Genomic DNA, 16,743 nt, shown 5'->3' on the forward strand with positions numbered 1-16,743 from the left:
GCGAGCATGGATGCAGATGCTCTCAGCCCCTCCGTCGTCCCGCCTTCTCTTCAGTCGAGTGAGTTGCTGGGGTTTCCGCCTGATGCCCGACTGCTGATCGTCAACTGCGATGACTTCGGGATGTACCCCGAAATCAACACCGCGGTCGTCGAGTCGATCGAGCAGGGAATCGCCAGTTCCTGCAGTCTGATGGCCCTGTGCCCGTCGGCACCGCACGCCATGCAACTTCTCGGCCGACGACCCGGGATGGCATTCGGCATCCACCTCACCTTGGTCTGCGAGGTGACCCACTCCCGGTGGGCACCGATCACCGCGCGAGAGAAGGTGCCCTCCCTGCTGAACAAGGAAGGGGAGCTGTTCGCACCGACGCCCGCCGGACGGGCGACCCTGCTCGGCCAAGCCCGGCTTGACGAAGTCGAACTCGAGTTCCGCGCACAGATCAATGCCGTCGCCGACCGAGGACTCACGCCGACCCATCTCGATTTCCATTGCCTGGCCGACGGAGGTCGCGATGACATTCTCGACCTGACCGTAGGACTGGCTGCCGAGTACGGCCTTGCGGTGCGGGTCTGGCTTGCTCCCGGGCGTCGGACGGTACGGAGCCTAGGCCGGCCGGTGATCGACAACGACTTTCTGGACAGCTTTTCCCTCGACATCGCGGGAAAGGCCGCCCGATACGAACAGTTGCTGCACGATCTGCCGGCCGGCCTCAATGAATGGGCGGTGCATCCCGGCCTCGGCGGCCAGGAGTCACAAGCGGTGGATGACGGCTGGCTGGTGCGCCGAACGGATCATGAGTTCCTGACATCGCCACAGGCCTATGAAGTTCTCCGCGAGGAGGGAATTGTGGTGATCGACTACAGAGCGATCCAGCAGGTCTGGTCCCGGAACACCGGCCCTTGATGCGCTGACTCGCTCTGCCGCCCGGGAGGACGGGCCCATGGAAGTGAGTGCGGTTCACTTGGTCCCTTTCTGAGGCAGCGTCAGCCCTGGGACCGGGGATGTTGCGCCGCCCGTGGAGTGTCGCCGGGCCGCTCGTGCGCGCTGTGCAGTTCTGCTCCCGTGGTCATTGGTTCGGCCACGTTCCGAGTGCGTGGGCGAGCAGGTCGCCCTGGTCTCGGTTTCTGAGCGGCATTGCGGATTCCGAAGTCAGGATTCCGAAGGAGGAGAAGTGCTCTCGGACGAGGGCCGGAAACAGCTCGCCCGCGATCTACGTAGCCGCTGACCCGGCAAATTCGGCGGCCTCATCCGATGCCGGGTGTGAGCCTGCCGGCGACCTGCTCCGCCGTACGGATCGACGTGGACGGCAGGTGCTTTTGTCCCACTCTGGCGGACAGAAGGGCAATCGCCGAGCCCAGTGTGAGCCTCGTCATATGACGCACGCCACATACGACTCCGGATAGTGGTCGATTCTTCCAGTACGCCTGGCGAGGATATGGCGGGAATCGGTTGCGGTTTCAGCGGCCAACGATGCCGATTAGTAGCAAGGGTGGTTGCTGAGTCGTTTTACCTGACGCTAGACATCTCCCCCAACCGAAGAGTGCGCCCGCAGAACTTCCGTCCCATTTCTGCCCGTTGAGGCCACTCGCACACCCGGAGAGATGGGGTCAGTCATGGGCAAACACGCCCGGAAACGACCGAATCGGACTCGCGTTGCCGTCGTTGCCACCGCGTCGGCTGCCGCTGTGACGGCGACCATCGCCTGCACCGTGCTGCCAGGAACTCCGGAGGCCGATGCGCAGAACGCGTCCGCTTCGGATGCCGCGCTCGGGCGCGACCTGGTGCCCGCGAACCACGTCATGGCTCAGCAGGCCGGCATCGCCCGGCAGAATCTGCAGACGGCCGAGAACGAAGCCAGGGCCCGCTCGCAGGCGCAGGCGGCCGCACGGTCGCAGGCTGAGGGCCGCAAGAAGGCCGAGGCCATCAGAAAGGCCGAGGGCGCCAGAAAAGCGGAGGCCCGGGCCAAGGCCGAGGCTCGCAAGCGTGCCGAGGAGGCCGCGCAGAAGCGTCAGGACTCCGCAGAGCGCGCCGCGCGATCGCAGACGCCGAAGCCCACTGCCAGTGCGAAGCCGACCGCCGGCGCGTCGGCCACACCCTCGGCCGGCAACTACACCGACGACCTCGACGGCTGGATCAAGGAATCGCTGGCCGTCATGGCCGCCCACGGCATACCCGGCACCTACGACGGCATCTACCGCAACATCATCCGCGAGTCCTCGGGCAACCCGCAGGCCATCAACCTGACCGACTCCAACGCCGCGGCCGGCACCCCGTCCAAGGGCCTGCTCCAGGTCATCGACCCGACCTTCCAGGCCTACCACGTCGAGGGAACCTCGATGGACATCTACGACCCGGTCGCCAACATCACCGCCGCGTGCAACTACGCGGCCGCCAACTACGGCTCGATCGACAACGTCGACTCGGCGTACTGAGCCCGGCGCATTCGCACCCCCCGGGCTCGGGCCGCACGGCGGTTGCTGTGTGGCCCGGGGTCGTACGGGATGGGGCGCCCTGGCGCTTCATGCGGGACTGCCCGGCCATGGGATCCGGGTCAGGCGGCGGACCAGGAACCTTCGTCGTCAAGGGCCCGGTTGGAGGCTTCCGTGAAGGTGCGGAAGGCGGTGTGGAATCCGGTTTCGATCGACGCGTAGTCCGAGGTCCGGAGCGACTGCCGCGAGACGCCGGCGATCCGTAGGGGCATCTCCATCCAGATGTGGACGCGGTCACCGACGGCTTCGGCCGCCGCGATGACGTCGTCGGGGCCTTCGATCGATATGACCGAGCGGGCGCGCAGTAGCTGAGCATGCGCGGCGGCGGCCTCGCCGTGAATGAGGGCGAGGGCCGCTCGCGTGTCGCCCGTCTCGGCGATCTCATGGATGCGAGCCACGATCTCCATGAAGGTGTAGAAGCACGCGGCGTACGCCGCGTACGCACCCCTGCGGGAGTCCCGGCGGACCCGCACGTGGTCCGCGAGTCCTTGCTGTTCGAACTGCGCCCGCTGCTGCTGCAGTTGGGTCAGCACGCCACGGAGGCTCAAGCGCACCGTGACGAGGGCCGCCGCGGCAGCACCCGCCGCACCGATGACCGCGCCGACGAGTGCGGCGACCCCCTGATCCATGCAGGCAGTCTGACCCACCGGGCATTGCTCCGTCAGGGGCATCGAGGAGAAGCCCGACATCCGCTCCGCCCCACCACTCTCGCAGTGAAACCCCCTCGACCTGATGGCCTCCTTGACGAGACCCTGGGGCATGGAGTTCTTCTGCTACCACCGCGACCGGCCCGACTCCGTAGCGCTGCGCGACGAGCTGCTGGAAGAGCACTGGTCCTATATGGACCGGTACGCGAAGGAGCTGATCGCCCGCGGCCCGACTCTCGACGGCGACGGCGACACACCCACCGGCAGCATGCACATCGTCGACCTTCCCGATCCCGCCGCCGCCCGCGCGTTCGCCTTCGACGAGCCCGGCTACCAGGCGGGCGTGTACCGGGATGTGCTGCTGCGACGGTGGCGCAACGCGCTGGGGCGCACCATGTGGGACTTCCCCGGCGGCCGGACCGGTGGCAACCGGTACCTGGTGCTCGGTCTTGGCACGGGGCCTGCCGCCGACCTCGCCGTACCGACCGACCAGGACGAGCTGATCGCCTACGGGCCACTGCTGTCCGACGACGGCGACACCTGGTTGGGCACGGCGGCATTGGTCCGGGCACCGGACCCGGACACGGCCCGCGCCGTCCTGACCCAGGACCGGTACGCCGATATCGAGGTGCACAACTGGCAGTTCGGCGGACGGTCGTCCTGACCCGGGGACGGCCAAGGGCGCCGGGTGTGTTCAGTGACCGCTGAAAGGTGTTAGTGATTCAGCTTCGAGAACACCAGGTTGAAGCGAATTCCCGTATCCGTACGTGGTTGGGGTTTCCTGCACCGTCGGCCGTGCCCGTCAACGGTGCTCGAGCCACGGTCGTGTCCGCGACCGGATCCGGGAAGACCTACACGGCCGCGGCTGCCGCACTGGACTGCTTCCGGGACGGCCGGATCCTGGTCATGGTCCCCACGCTGGACCTGCTGGTGCAGACCGCCGCCGCGTGGCGCACCATCGGCCACCGCGGCCCGATGGTCGCGGTGTGCTCGCTGGAGTCGGACGAGGTTCTGGAGCGGCTCGGGGTGCGCGGCACCACGAATCCGGTCCGGCTGGCCTTGTGGGTGGGATCCGGTCCTGTCGTCGTGTTCGCCACGTACGCGTCCCTGGTGGACCGGGAGAGCCCGACGGACCCCGAGGGCCTTCGGAAGGCGCGAGGGCCCTGGAGCTGGAACTGGCGCTGGCAGGTGGCGAGTTGTTGTACGGGCAGGCCATGGCCCCCTTCGACCTCACGGTCGTCGACGAGGCCCACGGAACCGCGGGGGATCTGGGGCGGCCGCGGGCGGCGATCCATGACCAGAGCCGTATCCCGGCCGACTTCCGTCTCTACCTGATGGGCATAGCCGGGGACAAGCCAGCTCTCGTCCGTCCCGAACCGAAGGTCCCGCTCAGCTGGGCGCCCAGCTGGACGATCAACCGAGGATGAGCGGAAGTCTCGCGGCCAGCTCGCCCAGTTCGGCCTTCTCCTCGTCGGTCGGGGCACGCCGTCCGGTGCCGACCAGCAGCGCGTCCGTGTCGCAGAACGACGCGGGGAACGCGGCCCCGGCGATCTTCTCCAGCATCTCGCGGGACCGTGCGAGCCCCTCCGCGGGCGGTTCCGCCGCGTCAGAGAGGTGCGCGACGAGGTCGAGATGGTGCACCGTCCATTCCAGGACGTAGACGGAAAGGTAGTCCGCCACGGTGAGGACCTGGTCGCGGGTCGCGACCCGAAGGCCCAGGTCGGCGAGTTCCGCGGCGCGGCCGGCGGCGGAGCCGACGTCGTCGAGATGGAACTTGAGCAGCCACGGCTCCCCGTACGCGGCGGCCAGCCGCACGGTCAGCGCGTCGAGCGGGTCGTCGCCGGTCGGCGGGGTATCGGCGACGTCCCAGTAGGTCACCGCGTCGCGGGTCGGCTCTGTTTCGGCGGGGGTGACGAGGGTGATCAGAACGTCCTGGGCGTCGATGACCAGATGGCACACCAGGTCCTGTACGAGCCAGCCGGTACAACCGGACGGCAGTGCGAACGCCTCGTCCGGGAGTTCGGCGACCGCCGTGCGCAACGCCGCCCAGGAGCGTGAGAAGAGATCCACATAGGCACGGTAGTGGGGTGCCGCAGTGGCGGACAAGGGCATTTCTGCCTGTCGTCGCCGCGTGGAATGGGTGGTGCGTTTCACGCGCTATCCGTCGCCGGTGCCGAGGAGCCGACAGTGACCTCGGATGGTCGGCCCGCGGTGGGCAACGGCAAGGACCGGCTTGACCCTGACGTGCGGGTCAGGGGTTAGCGTCACCGCGCCCCGGCTGCGGACGCTTCACGTTCCGCTGCCCCGACCTGCCCACGGAGCTCGACCATGACCGCATCCCTCCCCCGCACCGCTCGCGAAGTCCGCCTCGCCGCCGTCCCTGAGGGACTGCCCACGCGAGAACACTTCACCGTCGCCACGACGCCGCTGTCCCAGCCCGGTCCGGACCAAGTCCTCGTCAGGAACCGGCACTTCCTGGTCTTCCCGGGCCTGCGCACCCTCATCGGCGCAGACGGTGACGACCTGCCCCTCCCGCCGCTGCGCAGCGGAGACACGCTCTTCGGTCCCGCCGTTGGCGAGGTGGTGGCCGCTCCGGCCGACAGCCCGCTGCGCACCGGCGATGCCGTTGTCCATATGCTCGGTTGGCGGGATTACGCGCTGGTGAGCGCAACCGACTGCACCCCTGTGGACGACACGCTTCCCGATCCCGTCGCGTACCTCTCCCCCGGATCGGCCGCCTACGGAGCACTGACCCGGCTCGCCGACGTCCGCGCGGGGGACATCGTCCTCGTCACCGGAGCAGCTGGGGCACCGGCTCGACCCCGACCTTCTTCGGCCCTGGCACGGGCACCGACTACCTGACCATCGTCGACAACGCCGCGCCGACCGTGAGTCTGCTGGTCTACCGGGCGGCCACCGGAGAACCGGTCTGCTCGGTGCCCGTGCTCAAGGCGGGCGGCAGCGGCAGCGAGAACTCCCCCATCGCCGCCGGCAACTCCGTCTTCGTCGCCGGCACCTACGGCTACCCCTACCCGAAACTCCCCGCCGACGCGGGCGCCGGCGTGCCCGCCTCCGACACCTTCTACGGCGGCTTCTCCCGCGTCGACGTCCGGGCGGACGGCTCGGGCTGCGACCTCACATGGGACAACAAGGTGCGCTCAGCAGCGGTGCCGCGCCTGTCGACCAGCGACGGGATGATCCACACGGTCATCCGGAACCCCGTCATCCCCGGTACCAACGGAACCTCGATCCTCGACCCCTACTACTACGGCGAGATCGACCCGGAAACCGGCAAGGTGGTGCGCACCAAGTACCTGGGCGCAGGCTTCATCTTCGACACCCTCCAGATGGCCGGAACCATCGCACCGGGCCGGGTGGTGCTCCAGGGGACGACCACAGGGGTGCTGCGGATCACTGCGCAGTAGAGCGTCGCGAAGCGTCCGCCGGCAGGCAACCGGAGCGGCGCCGGCCGTTGATGTCCATGCCCACGATCAGCCGCGGTCGAAGCAGTGCGATTGGCCGATGGCCGTGAAGCCGTGGCGCTCGTACCAATGACGCGGCCAGTCCACCGCGTCGGCGGTCAGGAACCGCGTATCGCAGTCCGCGTCGGCGGCCCGGCGCAGGGCGGTGGCCAGGACCGCGTTCGCGTATCCGCGCCCGAGGTGGGCTTCCGAGGAGATCAGGTCCTCGATCTGGGCGACGCCTGATGCCGGATCCAGATAGAGATCTGCCCAGGAGGCGACCTCTCCTCCCTCCATGCGGGCACCGATGAACTGCACGACGTCGGCGCCACGGCGGCGGGCCTCGCGTCGGTCGACGAGGTGGCGGATGACCTCGTCGTCGACGTCCGGCAGGAAGCCCCGCCAGCGCCGGGTGAGCGGCAGGCGAAGTGCGTCGAGGTCCACCTCCTCCGCCCGGCCGTCGGCCGGCACCGAGCCGGTGTGCAGCATGACCAGATGGGTGGACTGGGTGTATCCGGCCCGGAGCAGCGGCTCTGCGCACGCTGTCCCGACCGCGTCGTCGAGCACGGAGATCATGCGGTGCGGCAGATGCGCCAGCGCCTCGTCGGCGATGGCGGGCAGCGCCTCGGGGTCGACCGACGACTGGTCGATGACGACCTGGTTGTTCGCGCGGGAGTGTGCGAAAGCGTCGTCCAGTACGGCGAAGCCTCCCGGGAGGGAGACGGTGCGCGCAGCCTGACGCCGGGCGAAGTCCGACAAAAAGGCGTTGATCCGCCGTAGTTCTGAGCTTGCCATGGGGGGAGCCTACGCAGCCGGGGTCCATGACCACCTCCGAATTATCTCGGCCGGCGGGCTCCCGCCCCACCCGAGCCCCCTGGCCCAGGCCGACTGCGAGGCGACGGAAGGCCGCTGGACGCTGGTCTTCACCCGCGACCTGCGCCACCCCACCGAGAAGGTGTGGGCCGCGCTGACCGAGCCCGGGCAACTCGCCGCCTGGGCGCCCTACACCGCCGACCGCGATCTCTCGGAGACGGGCGGCGCCACGATCACGATGATCGACGACGAGAATCCGCAGGACATGGCGGCCGAGGTCGTGCGCGCCGAACCGCCGGCGCTGCTGGAGTAGACCCTCGGCGCCGAGCCAGCAGCAGGGCGCAGGCAACAGTGCCGAGCGCCACCGTGGCGAGTCCTGAGCCGCCGAGCGTCGCTCGCGGGCCCAGCGCTGTCGTGAGCGGTCCGCCGAGTGCTGTGCCGAGCGGCGATGCGGTGAGCAGCGCCGCGCTCCGGGCCGCGAGCATCGCGGTGAGGTTCTGCGGGGGCGACTTCTCCTGCATGAGCGTCACCGAGAGGGCCACGAACGGTCCGTAGACAGCGCCGCCGAGCGTGAAGCACGCGACGGTGACGGCCGTCGGCACGTCGAACCCGAACGGCAGCAGGCAGAGCCCCCAGGCCACCACGATAGACACGGTCACAGGCCACAGTGGTAGCCGGCGCAGCGCGCCGACCGTGAGCCCGCCGAGCAGCGCGCCGATGCCGAACAGCATCCAGTAGAGGCCGAGGAGCGTTCCCGGTGCGTGCAGGTCGGCAGTGACGTGGAGCGGCAGGGCGACCTCGACGGGACCGTACAGGAGGTTGAAGAACCAGGTGAGCGTCAGCAGCCCGAGCAGTTCGGGGTACGACCGCAGCACCGCGAGCCCACCGCGGGCGGCCGCCTGGTCGACGGGGGAAACGTGCCCCGACGGCGGCAGCCGGGTGCGGACGACGAGCACGGCGAGGAACACGTAGGTGAGAGCGTCCAGGCCGAGCACGAGCGCGGAGCTGACGTACGCCACCAGCACACCGGCGATCGCCGGCCCGGCGATCGTGGCGGCGAAGCCGAGCGAGCTGACGAGGGTGTTCGCGGCGAGTCGCTGCTCGTCGGGGAGCAGCTCGGCCAGCAGGGTGTACTTTCCCGCGCTCCCCCACGCGTGCAGCAGCGACGAGACGGCGAGCAGCCCGAGGTAGAGCGGCAGCGTCAGCAGCCCGGCGAGCCACGCCAGCGGTACGGCGCCGAGGAACACACCGCGCACCACGTTGTCGGCGAGCAGCAGCCGTTTGGCCGGCATCCGGCGCAGACGGCGACCGAACGCCAGGGCGCCGATCACGCCGGGCAGGGTGTAGGCGGCCACCGCGCCGCCGACCCACAGCCCCGCGGTCGCCTGCGGCGCGAGTTCGATGGCGAGCCACGCGACCGCGACGAAGCTCATCCCGTCCCCGAGATACGAGACCGCGAAGCCGAGGATCAGTCGCCGGAACACCTGGTGGGCGAGGACCGGCCGGTAGGCGTGGGGGACGAGGCGTCGGAGCGCCAGGGGCACCTTGTGAGGTCGCACCGGAGATCGGTCTCGTCTCAGCGGATCTCGTTGATGCGGATCAGGTTGCCCGCGGGATCGCGGACGGCGCAGTCGCGCACCCCGTACGGCTGCTCGGTCGGCTCCTGGACGACTTCGGCATCGGCCTGCAGCCGTTCGAAGGTGGCGTCGAGGTCGGCGGTGGCCAGGGTGATGATGGCGTAGGTGCCCTTGGCCATCATCTCGGTGATGGTGCGCCGCTCGTCGTCGGTGACCCCGGGGTCCGCGGCCGGCGGGTGCAGGACGATGGACGTGCCGGGCTGGTCGGCGGGCCCGACGGTGATCCAGCGCAATCCGCCGTATCCGACGTCGTTGCGGACCTCGAAGCCGAGGATGTCGCGATAGAACGCCAGGGCGGCGTCCGGGTCGTCGTGCGGGAGGAACGTCGAGTGAATGGTGATGTCCATGACGCTCACGCTAGTTGCGGTCCGGTGGGCGGCGCTTCTCGATTCCTGATCGGTCCGGTCGCCCGATCCGACCACAACCGTCCACGGTTGCTGAGCAGTTGTCCTGCCCCGTAATCGGGCCGCATCGCATGTGTGGTGCGCGGCCCGGGTCAGGCCGATGCGGCATCCCATGCGAAGCCGTCCGGGTCGGTGAAAGGCTCGCCATCGGTGCCGATCATGAGCCGGTGCGAGCCGGTGCCGTCCACGGGGACGCCCGCGTCCTTGGCGAGGGCACGGCGCCCGTACAGCGCGAGCTTGACGGGACTCGACGGGGTGGCGAACTCGACGTACTTGCGGCCGAAGCTCTTCGCCACGGTCAGGCCGCGGTCGAGGTAGAACCGCTTGCTCGCGACCATGTCCGTGACTCCCAGCAGGAGCACGATGTCGTCGATCTCCCGGGTGGCCGGGCCGGTGTCCTTCTTCGCCGAGGTGGCGACCTTCCAGATCGTCCCGTCCGGGGCCCGTACGACGCCGCCGTGGCCCCAGAGGGACTTCGTGACCGGCTTCAGCGGCGTGGCACCGGCTTCGACGGCGGCGTCGATGAGGCTGTTGACGTTGGCCGGCTGGGACACGGTGAGCGACAGTGTGAACCCGCGGAAGCCGGTCGTGGGTGCCTCCGAGGCCCGCAGGCGCACCTGGGTGTCCAGGCCGAAGGCGGCGGTGTAGAAGTGGGTGGCGGCCTTGGGGTCGGCCACGTCAAGGGTGATGGATTCGATGGAGGACATGGCTTCACGCTAGGCGTGGCGGTGCGGCCGGCGCTTCTCGATTCCTGACCGGTTCCGTCACCTGCGCCGCCGTGCACGGCGACGCCCCCAGCGCGGCGCCCGTCGGCCAGGGGGTGCAGTTGTGGGCGACGGTGTCGGCGAAGGTGCGGGCCAGCGGGCTCAGGGCGTCCCAGCGGCGCACGGCCCATCCGGCGGACAGGGCGCGTAGTACGGGGATCGGGATGAGCCGGAGTCCGGGGTGGCTGGGCCCGCTCCAGCCGGGAAGGGCGGGCACGACGGCATGGCCGAGCCCCAGTTCCGCGAGGAGGATCGCGGTGTCCCAGTCGGCGACACTGGTGTCGGACGCCAGCTGGATCCCCAACTCGGCGAAGCAGGTGTCGAGATGGGCGCGCGAGGTCGAGTTCTCGGGGAGCCGGATGAGCTGGACGGACGCCAGATCGGCGGGCTCGATGCGGTTCTTGGCTGCCAGCGGATCGTCGGCTTTGACGGCCAGCACCCAGGGCAGTTCGACGACGGGACGTTGTTCGATGCCGCGGACGGTGGCACCGATGGTGATCCAGGCAAGGTCCAGGTCGTTGGCGGCGAGTGCGTCGAAGCAACTGCGGCTGGAGGTCTCGGTCTGGAATTCCAGGCTCACCTGGGGAAAGCGCTGCCTGAAAGCGACGACGGCCTCGGACATGAAGTGCCGGACGGTCGTGGCACCGGTCGTGATCCGTACTGATCCGCCGTCCCCACGTGCAAGGTCCCGCAGTCGGCGCAGTGCCAGGTCGATGCCGCCGATTCCGTCGCAGGCCGCCTCGTGGAGGATGCGTCCGGCAGCGGTGGGTGCGACACCTCGGGGATGCCGTTCCAGCAGGCTGAGGCCCAGTTCCCGTTCCAGTCGCCTGACGTGCTGGCTCACCGCCGACTGCGTGCACGAAAGGTCCCGGGCGACGGCGCTGAGATTGCCTGTTCTGCACACCGCGACGAAGACACGGAGGTCGTCAAGAGTCACGCGATTCAAGGTATCGCTTGGGGAGTTGCAAGCAAATCAGAGGATTGACTTGGGTCTTGTCGCGGACGACGATCGCTTCCGGTACCAGGGCGGCAACCCGCCCAGCGGTTGGGCGAGGGTCCGGACCCTCGCCCGGGCGCTGGAAGGGTGCCGACCCGACCGTCCGAAGGGAGCTGTCGATGGAGAACGCAGCATCAGCGCCGACCGGACACGGTCCGGCGCGGGACAACGCCGTAAGTGATGCCGTCGCATTCATGCGCACCTTGGGTGCGGCAGAGATCGAGCATCCCGGAGGGACGCTGCTGAAGCATCTCCTACGGGTCAGCCGGCTGCTGAAGGCATGGGGCGCCCGGCGCGATCTGCAACTGGCCGGCCTGTGCCACGCCTTCTACGGAACCGACGGATTCGCAACGGCGTTGTTGCCGCTGGAGTCCCGAGGCGAGTTGGTCCGACGCATCGGAGCGGGCGCGGAGGAGCTCGTGTACTTCTACGCCAGCTGCGACCGGAAGGCCTCCTACCGCACCCTCACCAGCGAGAGCGGGACGTTCCGCGACAGGTTCACCGGGCGCACCTTCCTCCCTGGCCCGCACCAACGGCGGGACTTCGCCGAACTCACCGCGGCGAACGAACTGGACCTTGCCGCCATCAACCCGGCCTTCCCCGCAGAATCGGGAGACGACCTGCTGGGTCTGCTCACCCGGCTGCGGCCGCTACTGAGCGACCACGCCTGGGAACACACCCAAAAGGTCCTGACCTGACCTGACGTCCGCTCCGAAGTGGGCCGGCCCGGGCCGGCAAGGCCTTGACCGGGTCCCGCACCTGGAACAGGTGGTCGCCGAGCCCACCCGGAAGGGCGTTCCCATCAGGCCGCGTGACGCGCTCAGGCGGGAAGGAAGAACCCGGTCACGTCGGCGAGGCGGTCATTACGGTGCACCGCGCTGCTCACGCCTGACATGAAAGCCCCGCCGTCCGGTCCGATCTGGGTCCAGCGGGCCAGCGACCGGTCGTGGTGGTCGAAGACCTCGTCGATGCGGAAGCGATGTCCGGGGAACGCCCCGGCGAAGCCGTTCATGTAGGCGTCCAGTTCGGCCAGACCGCCGACCTCGGTTCCCGGGTCCCGGTAGGCGACGTCGTCCACCGCGACCGCGCCGAGCGCGGTGAGCCGTATCGCGGGGTCGGCCGACCAGCACGCGGCGTAGTCGTTCCAGAGCTGCTGTTGATCACTCATCGTTGTTCCTCATTCTTGATGCGCTGGCTTGCTGGGGTGCCTTGGCCTGCCCGGCGCCGATCGAGGCCAGGGCCCCGTCGGTGATGGCGTGCAGTTTGGCGGCGGCCGTACCGGAGCGGACGAGGACCAGGAGGCCTTGGTAGAGGGTCAGGAGCTGGACGGCCGACACCTCGACGTCGAGTTCCGCCGGCAGGAGCTGCTGGGCGCGGGCGCGCGTCAGTGCGTCGGCGAAACCCGACTCGATCGTCTCCAGCCCCCGGCGTACGCCTTCCGAGGCCTGCGGAACGGTGTAGGACTCCACCGCGGTGTTGGTGAGCAGGCACCCCGGATCGGGTTCCGGGCCGGGGTTCGCGTCGAACGCCGAGGTGAAGAACGAGCGGATGCCGGCCACCGGGTCCTGCGTGTCGAGCAGGTGGACGCGGACTCTGCCCTCGACCACCTGATCGTTGTAGGCGTCCAGTGCGGCACTGAACAACCCCTCCTTGCTCTGGAACGCGCGGTACAAGCTGCCCGGGTGCATCCCGGTCGCTTCTTCGAGGTCGCGCAGCGAGGCGCCGAGGTATCCACGACGACGGAACAGCCCCATGGCGGAGGCCAGTACCTCCCCCCGGTCCCACACTTGTTGACGACCCATCACCGCTCCTCGTAGTTGAACGATCGCTCACAAAATAGCATGCGCGACGCCGCGACCGACGCAGAAGCTGTCGTCAGACCCTCCGTCTGAGCGCTCACACCTCGGATAACATCCCATACCCGAGGCGACAAACCGGATATGACGCCCTGTCGGACCGGCGCCCGTGACCGAGGGGAACCGCTGCACGTGACCGAGCCCGCCGAGTCTGCCGAGCCCGCAGAACCCGAGCGCACCCTGCACTACGCCGACGACATCTCCGCCGCCGACGTGGACGCCCTGGCCGCCTTCCTCGACGACCGGCTCAAGGCCCTGGCCAGCCGGCACCGGGGCCAGCCCGAGGAGCAGCGCGCCACCCTGGGGCTGGTCAACGTGACGCACCATCTGATGTCGTCGCTGCGTCACCATCTGGAGCAGCGTTCGGCCCGGCCCGGCGAGGCGGCCGCCGAGGCCCTCGACCGCAGCCTGGACATTCAGCGGGACTGGAACCTGCTGTGCGAAGCGGTGTCCCCCTGGCGCGATGCCGAGGGCTACGACACCGCGCGCTGGCACCACCTGCAGCACCTGGACGCCGCGGCCCGTACCCGGTCCAGCCACTGCTGAATCGGGCACGACGGGCACGACGGGCACGCCGAGCCCGATGACGCGGCTAGCGCGGCGCGGTGTCGTCGGACGTGAACGGGCCACCATGGCCGGGCACGATCAGGTCCGCGGCGGCCAGGACCCTGAGCCGGGAGGCGCGCAGTACGTCGCGGTCCGGGGCCACCGGGTCGTCCGCCGGGCCTTCCGAGTGCCACCACAGGTCGCCCGCGAACGCCACCACTCCCGAATCCGTGCCCGCCAGCAGCGTGATGTCCTCGGGGCTGTGTCCCGGCGTGCGGATCAGCCGCAGCGACGGGGTGAGTTCGTAGCCCTCCGCGTCCCGGTTCGTCCACTGGTCACCCAGGTACTCCACCTTGTGGTCATGGACCCGGGCTCGTCCGAACAGGCCCACGTTCATGGTGTTGTCCGGGTGGTGGTGGCTGAGCACCACGTCGGTGATGTCGTCCGGGCCGAGGCCCAGCTCCGCGAGCGGGTCGAGGATACGGTCGCGGCTCGCCACCATGCCCGGGTCGAAGATCACATGCCGTTCGCCGTCGGTGATGTAGGAGACGGTGGCGGCGACTCCGGGGCCCGTGGAGCCGACGTAGCCGGTGGTCAGGATCGTGTACACGGCGCTGCGGCCGAGCGGTGCGTCTGTCATGCCCCCAATCCTTCCGGGCCGGCCGGCCGCTCACGAGTGGCACTGCTGCCCCTGATCACAGGATTCGTGCCACAGATGCGACACTGCTCCTGTGCCGCCTTTCGTGACTGTCGCCGCGTACGTCCCGCCGGGTGTCGGCATGCTCGCCCTCGGCATCGTCACGGAGGTGTTCGGCCCGCACGGGGAGGGGCTGCCCGGCTTCGACTTCGCCCTGTGCAGCGACCGGCCGGGGCCGGTTCCCACCGACCTCCGCGTGCCGCTCCTGATCGAGCACGGCCTGGACCGCCTGGCCGCGGCCGATCTCGTCATCGCCCTGCCGTGGGCCGGTTTCCGCACGCCGCTCGAACCCGCGGTGCTCGACGCGCTGTCGGCCGCGCACGAGAACGGCGCGCTGGTCGCGGCCCACTGCGTCGGCACGTTCGCGCTCGCCGCCGCCGGACTGCTCGACGGCCGACGGGCCACCACGCACTGGCGGTTCGCCGAACTGCTGGCCCGCCGCTACCCGGATGTCGCCGTCGAACCCGACGCCCTGTACATCGACGAAGAGCGGATCACCACGGGTGCGGGAGCGGCCGCGGGCTTCGACCTGTGCCTGCATCTACTGCGGCGGGAGTACGGGGCCGCGATGGCCAACGCCGTCGCGCGGGACATGGTGCTGCCCTCCCACCGGGACGGCGGGCAGGCCCAGTACCTGGCAGCCCCCGTCCCCGAGGACTGCCAGGACGAACGCCTCACCGAGGTGATCGCCTGGGCCCGCGAACACCTCCACGAGCCGCTTCCCGTCGCGGAACTGGCCCGGCGCGCCGTGATGAGCAAACGATCCTTCGCCCGCCGCTTCGCCGCCGCGACCGGTACCACCCCGCACGCCTGGCTGCGGAGCCTGCGACTGAGCAGCGCCGAGGAGCTCCTGGAGACCACGGACCTGCCGGTCGAGGAGATCGCCCACCGGGTCGGTTACGGCAGCGCCGCCGTACTGCGTGAACAGTTCGTGCGCCGCCGGGGTGTGCCACCCCGCTCCTACCGCCGCTCCTTCACCCGCGTGCCGTAGCGAACAGCCCGCGGTCGCCGCTCGCGGACTCCCCCGACGCCGAGCTCCTCACGCACCACACGTTGCGGCAGCGGACTGCGGGACGCAGTCGAGGACCACGTGGCCGAGTGGTGTCGTGCGGACGCCCGCGACATGCAGCCCGCTGCCGGCCGCCAGGGCCGAGTACTCGTCGACGCTCCGCTCCCGGCCGCCCGCGAACACCAGCATGCGCAGGTCCATCTCCGCGAAGCCCGCCGGATCGTCGCCGGACGTACCGTGCCCCTCGATGACGACGACCCGGCCGCGCTCCCCGGCCGCCTCCGCGCACCTGCGCAGGACGGCGCGGGCCCGCGCGTCGTCCCAGTCGTGCACCACCCGTCGAAGGACGTAGACATCGGAACCGGCCGGCAGCGGGTCGAAGAAGCTCTGCCCGACGACCTCGCACCGGTCCGTCAGCCCGCGCGTGGCGAGGAACTCCCGGCCCCGCTCGGCGGTCGCCGGAAGGTCGACCAGAGTGGCCCGCAAGTCCGGGTGGGTTTCGAGCAGCTCGGCGAGCAGGGCGCCGGTGCCCCCGCCGACATCGGTCACATGCCGGACCGCGGACCAGTCGTAGCCTCCCGCCTCGTCCGTCACGAAAGCGGCGCTGGACGACATGTTGGCGTCGAAGGAGGCGCCCATCCGCGGATTGGCCGCCAGATAAGGCCAGAACGGGGCGCCGAAGACCGTCTCCCAGGCAGGCTCCCCGGTGCGGACGGTGTGCAGCAGGCCGACGAACGCCAGATCCATCGTGCCGCCGAAACCGTCGAGGTCGAGCCCGCGCCGCAGTTCCGCCGGATGCCCGGAGCGCAACAGCTCCGCGATCTCGTTGACCGCGAAGTGCCCTGGCTCCGGCTCGGTGAAGACGCCATGGCACACCAGGTGCCGCAGCATCCGGCCGAGCGCGTCCGGATCGGCCTCCGAGCGCCGGGCGAGTTCGTCGATCTGCCCGGAGCCGTCGGCGATCAGGTCGGCGAGGCGCAGCGTGGCGGCTGCCCGCAGGGCCATGGGGGTGATCAGATCCATCAGCGGCGCGATGGTCCGCCAGGCGCGCAGCACGCTGTCACCCTCGTCCGCGTCCTCCGGGGCCGTCCGGTCCATGGTCGTCTCCCTGCGTCGGGCGGCCCGCCGGTGCTCGCGGTGGGCCGCGATGCGTTGTCCGCGGAACCGGACTTCGTTGCCCGTATCAGACCAGACGGAAGCCGGCTGCTCCAGCCAACAGGCGCACCACGGACCAGGACCAGCCGACCGTCACCGAGTTCATGGGCTTCAGCCGCTGTTTCCAGGGAACCGGGCGATGAATCCCCAGGTCAGGAGCCCCAAGGAGATCCTCGCGACACGTCACCGGCCCCGCGTGACCGCAGCGCCGCCCGCCCCGGAGGAGGGGCCCTCACCCTCGTCGGACACCCACTGTCGCAGAGCGGCT

Annotated in this window: 20 protein-coding genes and 3 pseudogenes; 11 read left to right on the forward strand and 12 right to left on the reverse strand. The window is 69.8% G+C overall.

The window, feature by feature from the left end:
* The first annotated feature begins 6 nt into the window (after positions 1-6).
* Positions 7-903 carry a polysaccharide deacetylase family protein gene (locus tag C6N31_RS32140; protein WP_138352041.1) on the forward strand — a complete coding sequence of 299 codons (897 nt, stop codon included), beginning with the start codon at positions 7-9 and terminating at the stop codon, positions 901-903.
* A gap of 710 nt (positions 904-1,613) precedes the next feature.
* Positions 1,614-2,432: a transglycosylase SLT domain-containing protein gene (locus C6N31_RS32145; RefSeq protein ID WP_138352042.1), complete on the forward strand. Its 819-nt coding sequence runs from the start codon at positions 1,614-1,616 to the stop codon at positions 2,430-2,432.
* A 119-nt stretch (positions 2,433-2,551) separates the two neighbouring features.
* Here the strand turns inward: C6N31_RS32145 and C6N31_RS32150 are convergent, their stop codons facing one another.
* Positions 2,552-3,118, reverse strand: a complete 567-nt coding sequence (locus C6N31_RS32150; RefSeq protein WP_138352043.1) for a hypothetical protein — start codon at positions 3,116-3,118, stop codon at positions 2,552-2,554.
* Positions 3,119-3,248: 130 nt separating this feature from the next.
* On the opposite strand from C6N31_RS32150, the gene C6N31_RS32155 reads away from it, so the two are divergent.
* Both C6N31_RS32155 and C6N31_RS47025 read left to right on the forward strand, forming a co-directional pair.
* Positions 3,249-3,800, forward strand: coding sequence for a YciI family protein (locus C6N31_RS32155; RefSeq protein ID WP_138352105.1), 552 nt, complete (start codon positions 3,249-3,251; stop codon positions 3,798-3,800).
* A 53-nt stretch (positions 3,801-3,853) separates the two neighbouring features.
* A pseudogene (locus C6N31_RS47025) lies at positions 3,854-4,084 on the forward strand (DEAD/DEAH box helicase family protein); the annotation flags it as partial.
* Here C6N31_RS47025 and C6N31_RS47030 read toward each other — a convergent pair.
* Positions 3,988-4,233, reverse strand: coding sequence for a hypothetical protein (locus C6N31_RS47030; RefSeq protein ID WP_381586657.1), 246 nt, complete (start codon positions 4,231-4,233; stop codon positions 3,988-3,990). The pseudogene C6N31_RS47025 and the gene C6N31_RS47030 sit on opposite strands and share 97 nt — an antisense overlap.
* A gap of 117 nt (positions 4,234-4,350) precedes the next feature.
* Between C6N31_RS47030 and C6N31_RS47035 the strand changes: the two genes are divergently transcribed.
* Positions 4,351-4,563 carry a hypothetical protein gene (locus tag C6N31_RS47035; protein WP_381586659.1) on the forward strand — a complete coding sequence of 71 codons (213 nt, stop codon included), beginning with the start codon at positions 4,351-4,353 and terminating at the stop codon, positions 4,561-4,563.
* Here C6N31_RS47035 and C6N31_RS32165 read toward each other — a convergent pair.
* The gene (locus tag C6N31_RS32165) at positions 4,550-5,206 is read right to left on the reverse strand and encodes a maleylpyruvate isomerase N-terminal domain-containing protein (RefSeq protein ID WP_138352044.1); all 657 of its coding nucleotides are present in this window, start codon (positions 5,204-5,206) and stop codon (positions 4,550-4,552) included. The two genes, C6N31_RS47035 and C6N31_RS32165, sit on opposite strands and share 14 nt — an antisense overlap.
* Before the next feature lie 258 nt (positions 5,207-5,464).
* Between C6N31_RS32165 and C6N31_RS32170 the strand changes: the two are divergent.
* Positions 5,465-5,947, forward strand: a pseudogene (locus C6N31_RS32170) (NADP-dependent oxidoreductase); the annotation flags it as partial.
* A pseudogene (locus C6N31_RS32175) lies at positions 5,908-6,561 on the forward strand (hypothetical protein); the annotation flags it as partial. The pseudogenes C6N31_RS32170 and C6N31_RS32175, both read left to right, overlap by 40 nt.
* A gap of 66 nt (positions 6,562-6,627) precedes the next feature.
* On the opposite strand, the gene C6N31_RS32180 reads toward C6N31_RS32175, so the two are convergent.
* Entirely contained in the window at positions 6,628-7,392 is a 765-nt protein-coding gene (locus C6N31_RS32180; RefSeq protein WP_138352045.1) for a GNAT family N-acetyltransferase, read from the reverse strand.
* Between C6N31_RS32180 and C6N31_RS32185 the strand changes: the two genes are divergently transcribed.
* Positions 7,391-7,723: an SRPBCC domain-containing protein gene (locus tag C6N31_RS32185; protein WP_138352046.1), complete on the forward strand. Its 333-nt coding sequence runs from the start codon at positions 7,391-7,393 to the stop codon at positions 7,721-7,723. The genes C6N31_RS32180 and C6N31_RS32185 overlap by 2 nt on opposite strands.
* Here the strand turns inward: C6N31_RS32185 and C6N31_RS32190 are convergent.
* The 4 genes from C6N31_RS32190 to C6N31_RS32205 form a co-directional block, all read right to left on the reverse strand.
* A complete protein-coding gene (locus C6N31_RS32190; RefSeq protein ID WP_244809696.1) occupies positions 7,644-8,969 on the reverse strand; it encodes an MFS transporter in 1,326 nt (441 codons plus the stop codon). The two genes, C6N31_RS32185 and C6N31_RS32190, sit on opposite strands and share 80 nt — an antisense overlap.
* Before the next feature lie 17 nt (positions 8,970-8,986).
* Positions 8,987-9,394 (reverse strand): VOC family protein, encoded by a 408-nt coding sequence (locus C6N31_RS32195; RefSeq protein ID WP_138352047.1) that lies wholly within the window; start codon positions 9,392-9,394, stop codon positions 8,987-8,989.
* 149 nt (positions 9,395-9,543) lie between these two features.
* Entirely contained in the window at positions 9,544-10,158 is a 615-nt protein-coding gene (locus C6N31_RS32200) for a VOC family protein (protein WP_138352048.1), read from the reverse strand.
* Positions 10,159-10,162: 4 nt separating this feature from the next.
* Entirely contained in the window at positions 10,163-11,152 is a 990-nt protein-coding gene (locus C6N31_RS32205; RefSeq protein WP_138352049.1) for a LysR family transcriptional regulator, read from the reverse strand.
* Between the two features lie 254 nt (positions 11,153-11,406).
* On the opposite strand from C6N31_RS32205, the gene C6N31_RS32210 reads away from it, so the two are divergent.
* Positions 11,407-11,910 (forward strand): DUF6817 domain-containing protein, encoded by a 504-nt coding sequence (locus tag C6N31_RS32210; RefSeq protein WP_138352050.1) that lies wholly within the window; start codon positions 11,407-11,409, stop codon positions 11,908-11,910.
* 122 nt (positions 11,911-12,032) lie between these two features.
* On the opposite strand, the gene C6N31_RS32215 is transcribed toward C6N31_RS32210, so the two are convergent.
* Both C6N31_RS32215 and C6N31_RS32220 read right to left on the reverse strand, forming a co-directional pair.
* Positions 12,033-12,380 (reverse strand): nuclear transport factor 2 family protein, encoded by a 348-nt coding sequence (locus tag C6N31_RS32215; protein WP_138352051.1) that lies wholly within the window; start codon positions 12,378-12,380, stop codon positions 12,033-12,035.
* Positions 12,373-13,014: a TetR/AcrR family transcriptional regulator gene (locus C6N31_RS32220; RefSeq protein WP_198358785.1), complete on the reverse strand. Its 642-nt coding sequence runs from the start codon at positions 13,012-13,014 to the stop codon at positions 12,373-12,375. Before C6N31_RS32220 ends, C6N31_RS32215 begins: the two co-directional genes overlap by 8 nt.
* Positions 13,015-13,200: 186 nt before the next feature.
* Between C6N31_RS32220 and C6N31_RS32225 the strand changes: the two genes are divergently transcribed.
* A complete protein-coding gene (locus C6N31_RS32225) occupies positions 13,201-13,614 on the forward strand; it encodes a hypothetical protein (RefSeq protein WP_198358787.1) in 414 nt (137 codons plus the stop codon).
* A gap of 46 nt (positions 13,615-13,660) precedes the next feature.
* Here C6N31_RS32225 and C6N31_RS32230 read toward each other — a convergent pair whose 3' ends face one another.
* Positions 13,661-14,254 (reverse strand): MBL fold metallo-hydrolase, encoded by a 594-nt coding sequence (locus C6N31_RS32230; protein WP_138352054.1) that lies wholly within the window; start codon positions 14,252-14,254, stop codon positions 13,661-13,663.
* A 139-nt stretch (positions 14,255-14,393) separates the two neighbouring features.
* Between C6N31_RS32230 and C6N31_RS32235 the strand changes: the two genes are divergently transcribed.
* On the forward strand, positions 14,394-15,302 hold the full coding sequence (locus C6N31_RS32235) for a GlxA family transcriptional regulator (protein ID WP_198358799.1): 909 nt from the start codon (positions 14,394-14,396) through the stop codon (positions 15,300-15,302).
* A gap of 48 nt (positions 15,303-15,350) precedes the next feature.
* On the opposite strand, the gene C6N31_RS32240 is transcribed toward C6N31_RS32235, so the two are convergent.
* Positions 15,351-16,418 carry a methyltransferase gene (locus tag C6N31_RS32240; RefSeq protein WP_232485916.1) on the reverse strand — a complete coding sequence of 356 codons (1,068 nt, stop codon included), beginning with the start codon at positions 16,416-16,418 and terminating at the stop codon, positions 15,351-15,353.
* Positions 16,419-16,743: the final 325 nt, after the last annotated feature.

Source organism: Streptomyces fildesensis (assembly GCF_016107395.1).
Lineage (GTDB): Bacteria > Actinomycetota > Actinomycetes > Streptomycetales > Streptomycetaceae > Actinacidiphila > Actinacidiphila fildesensis.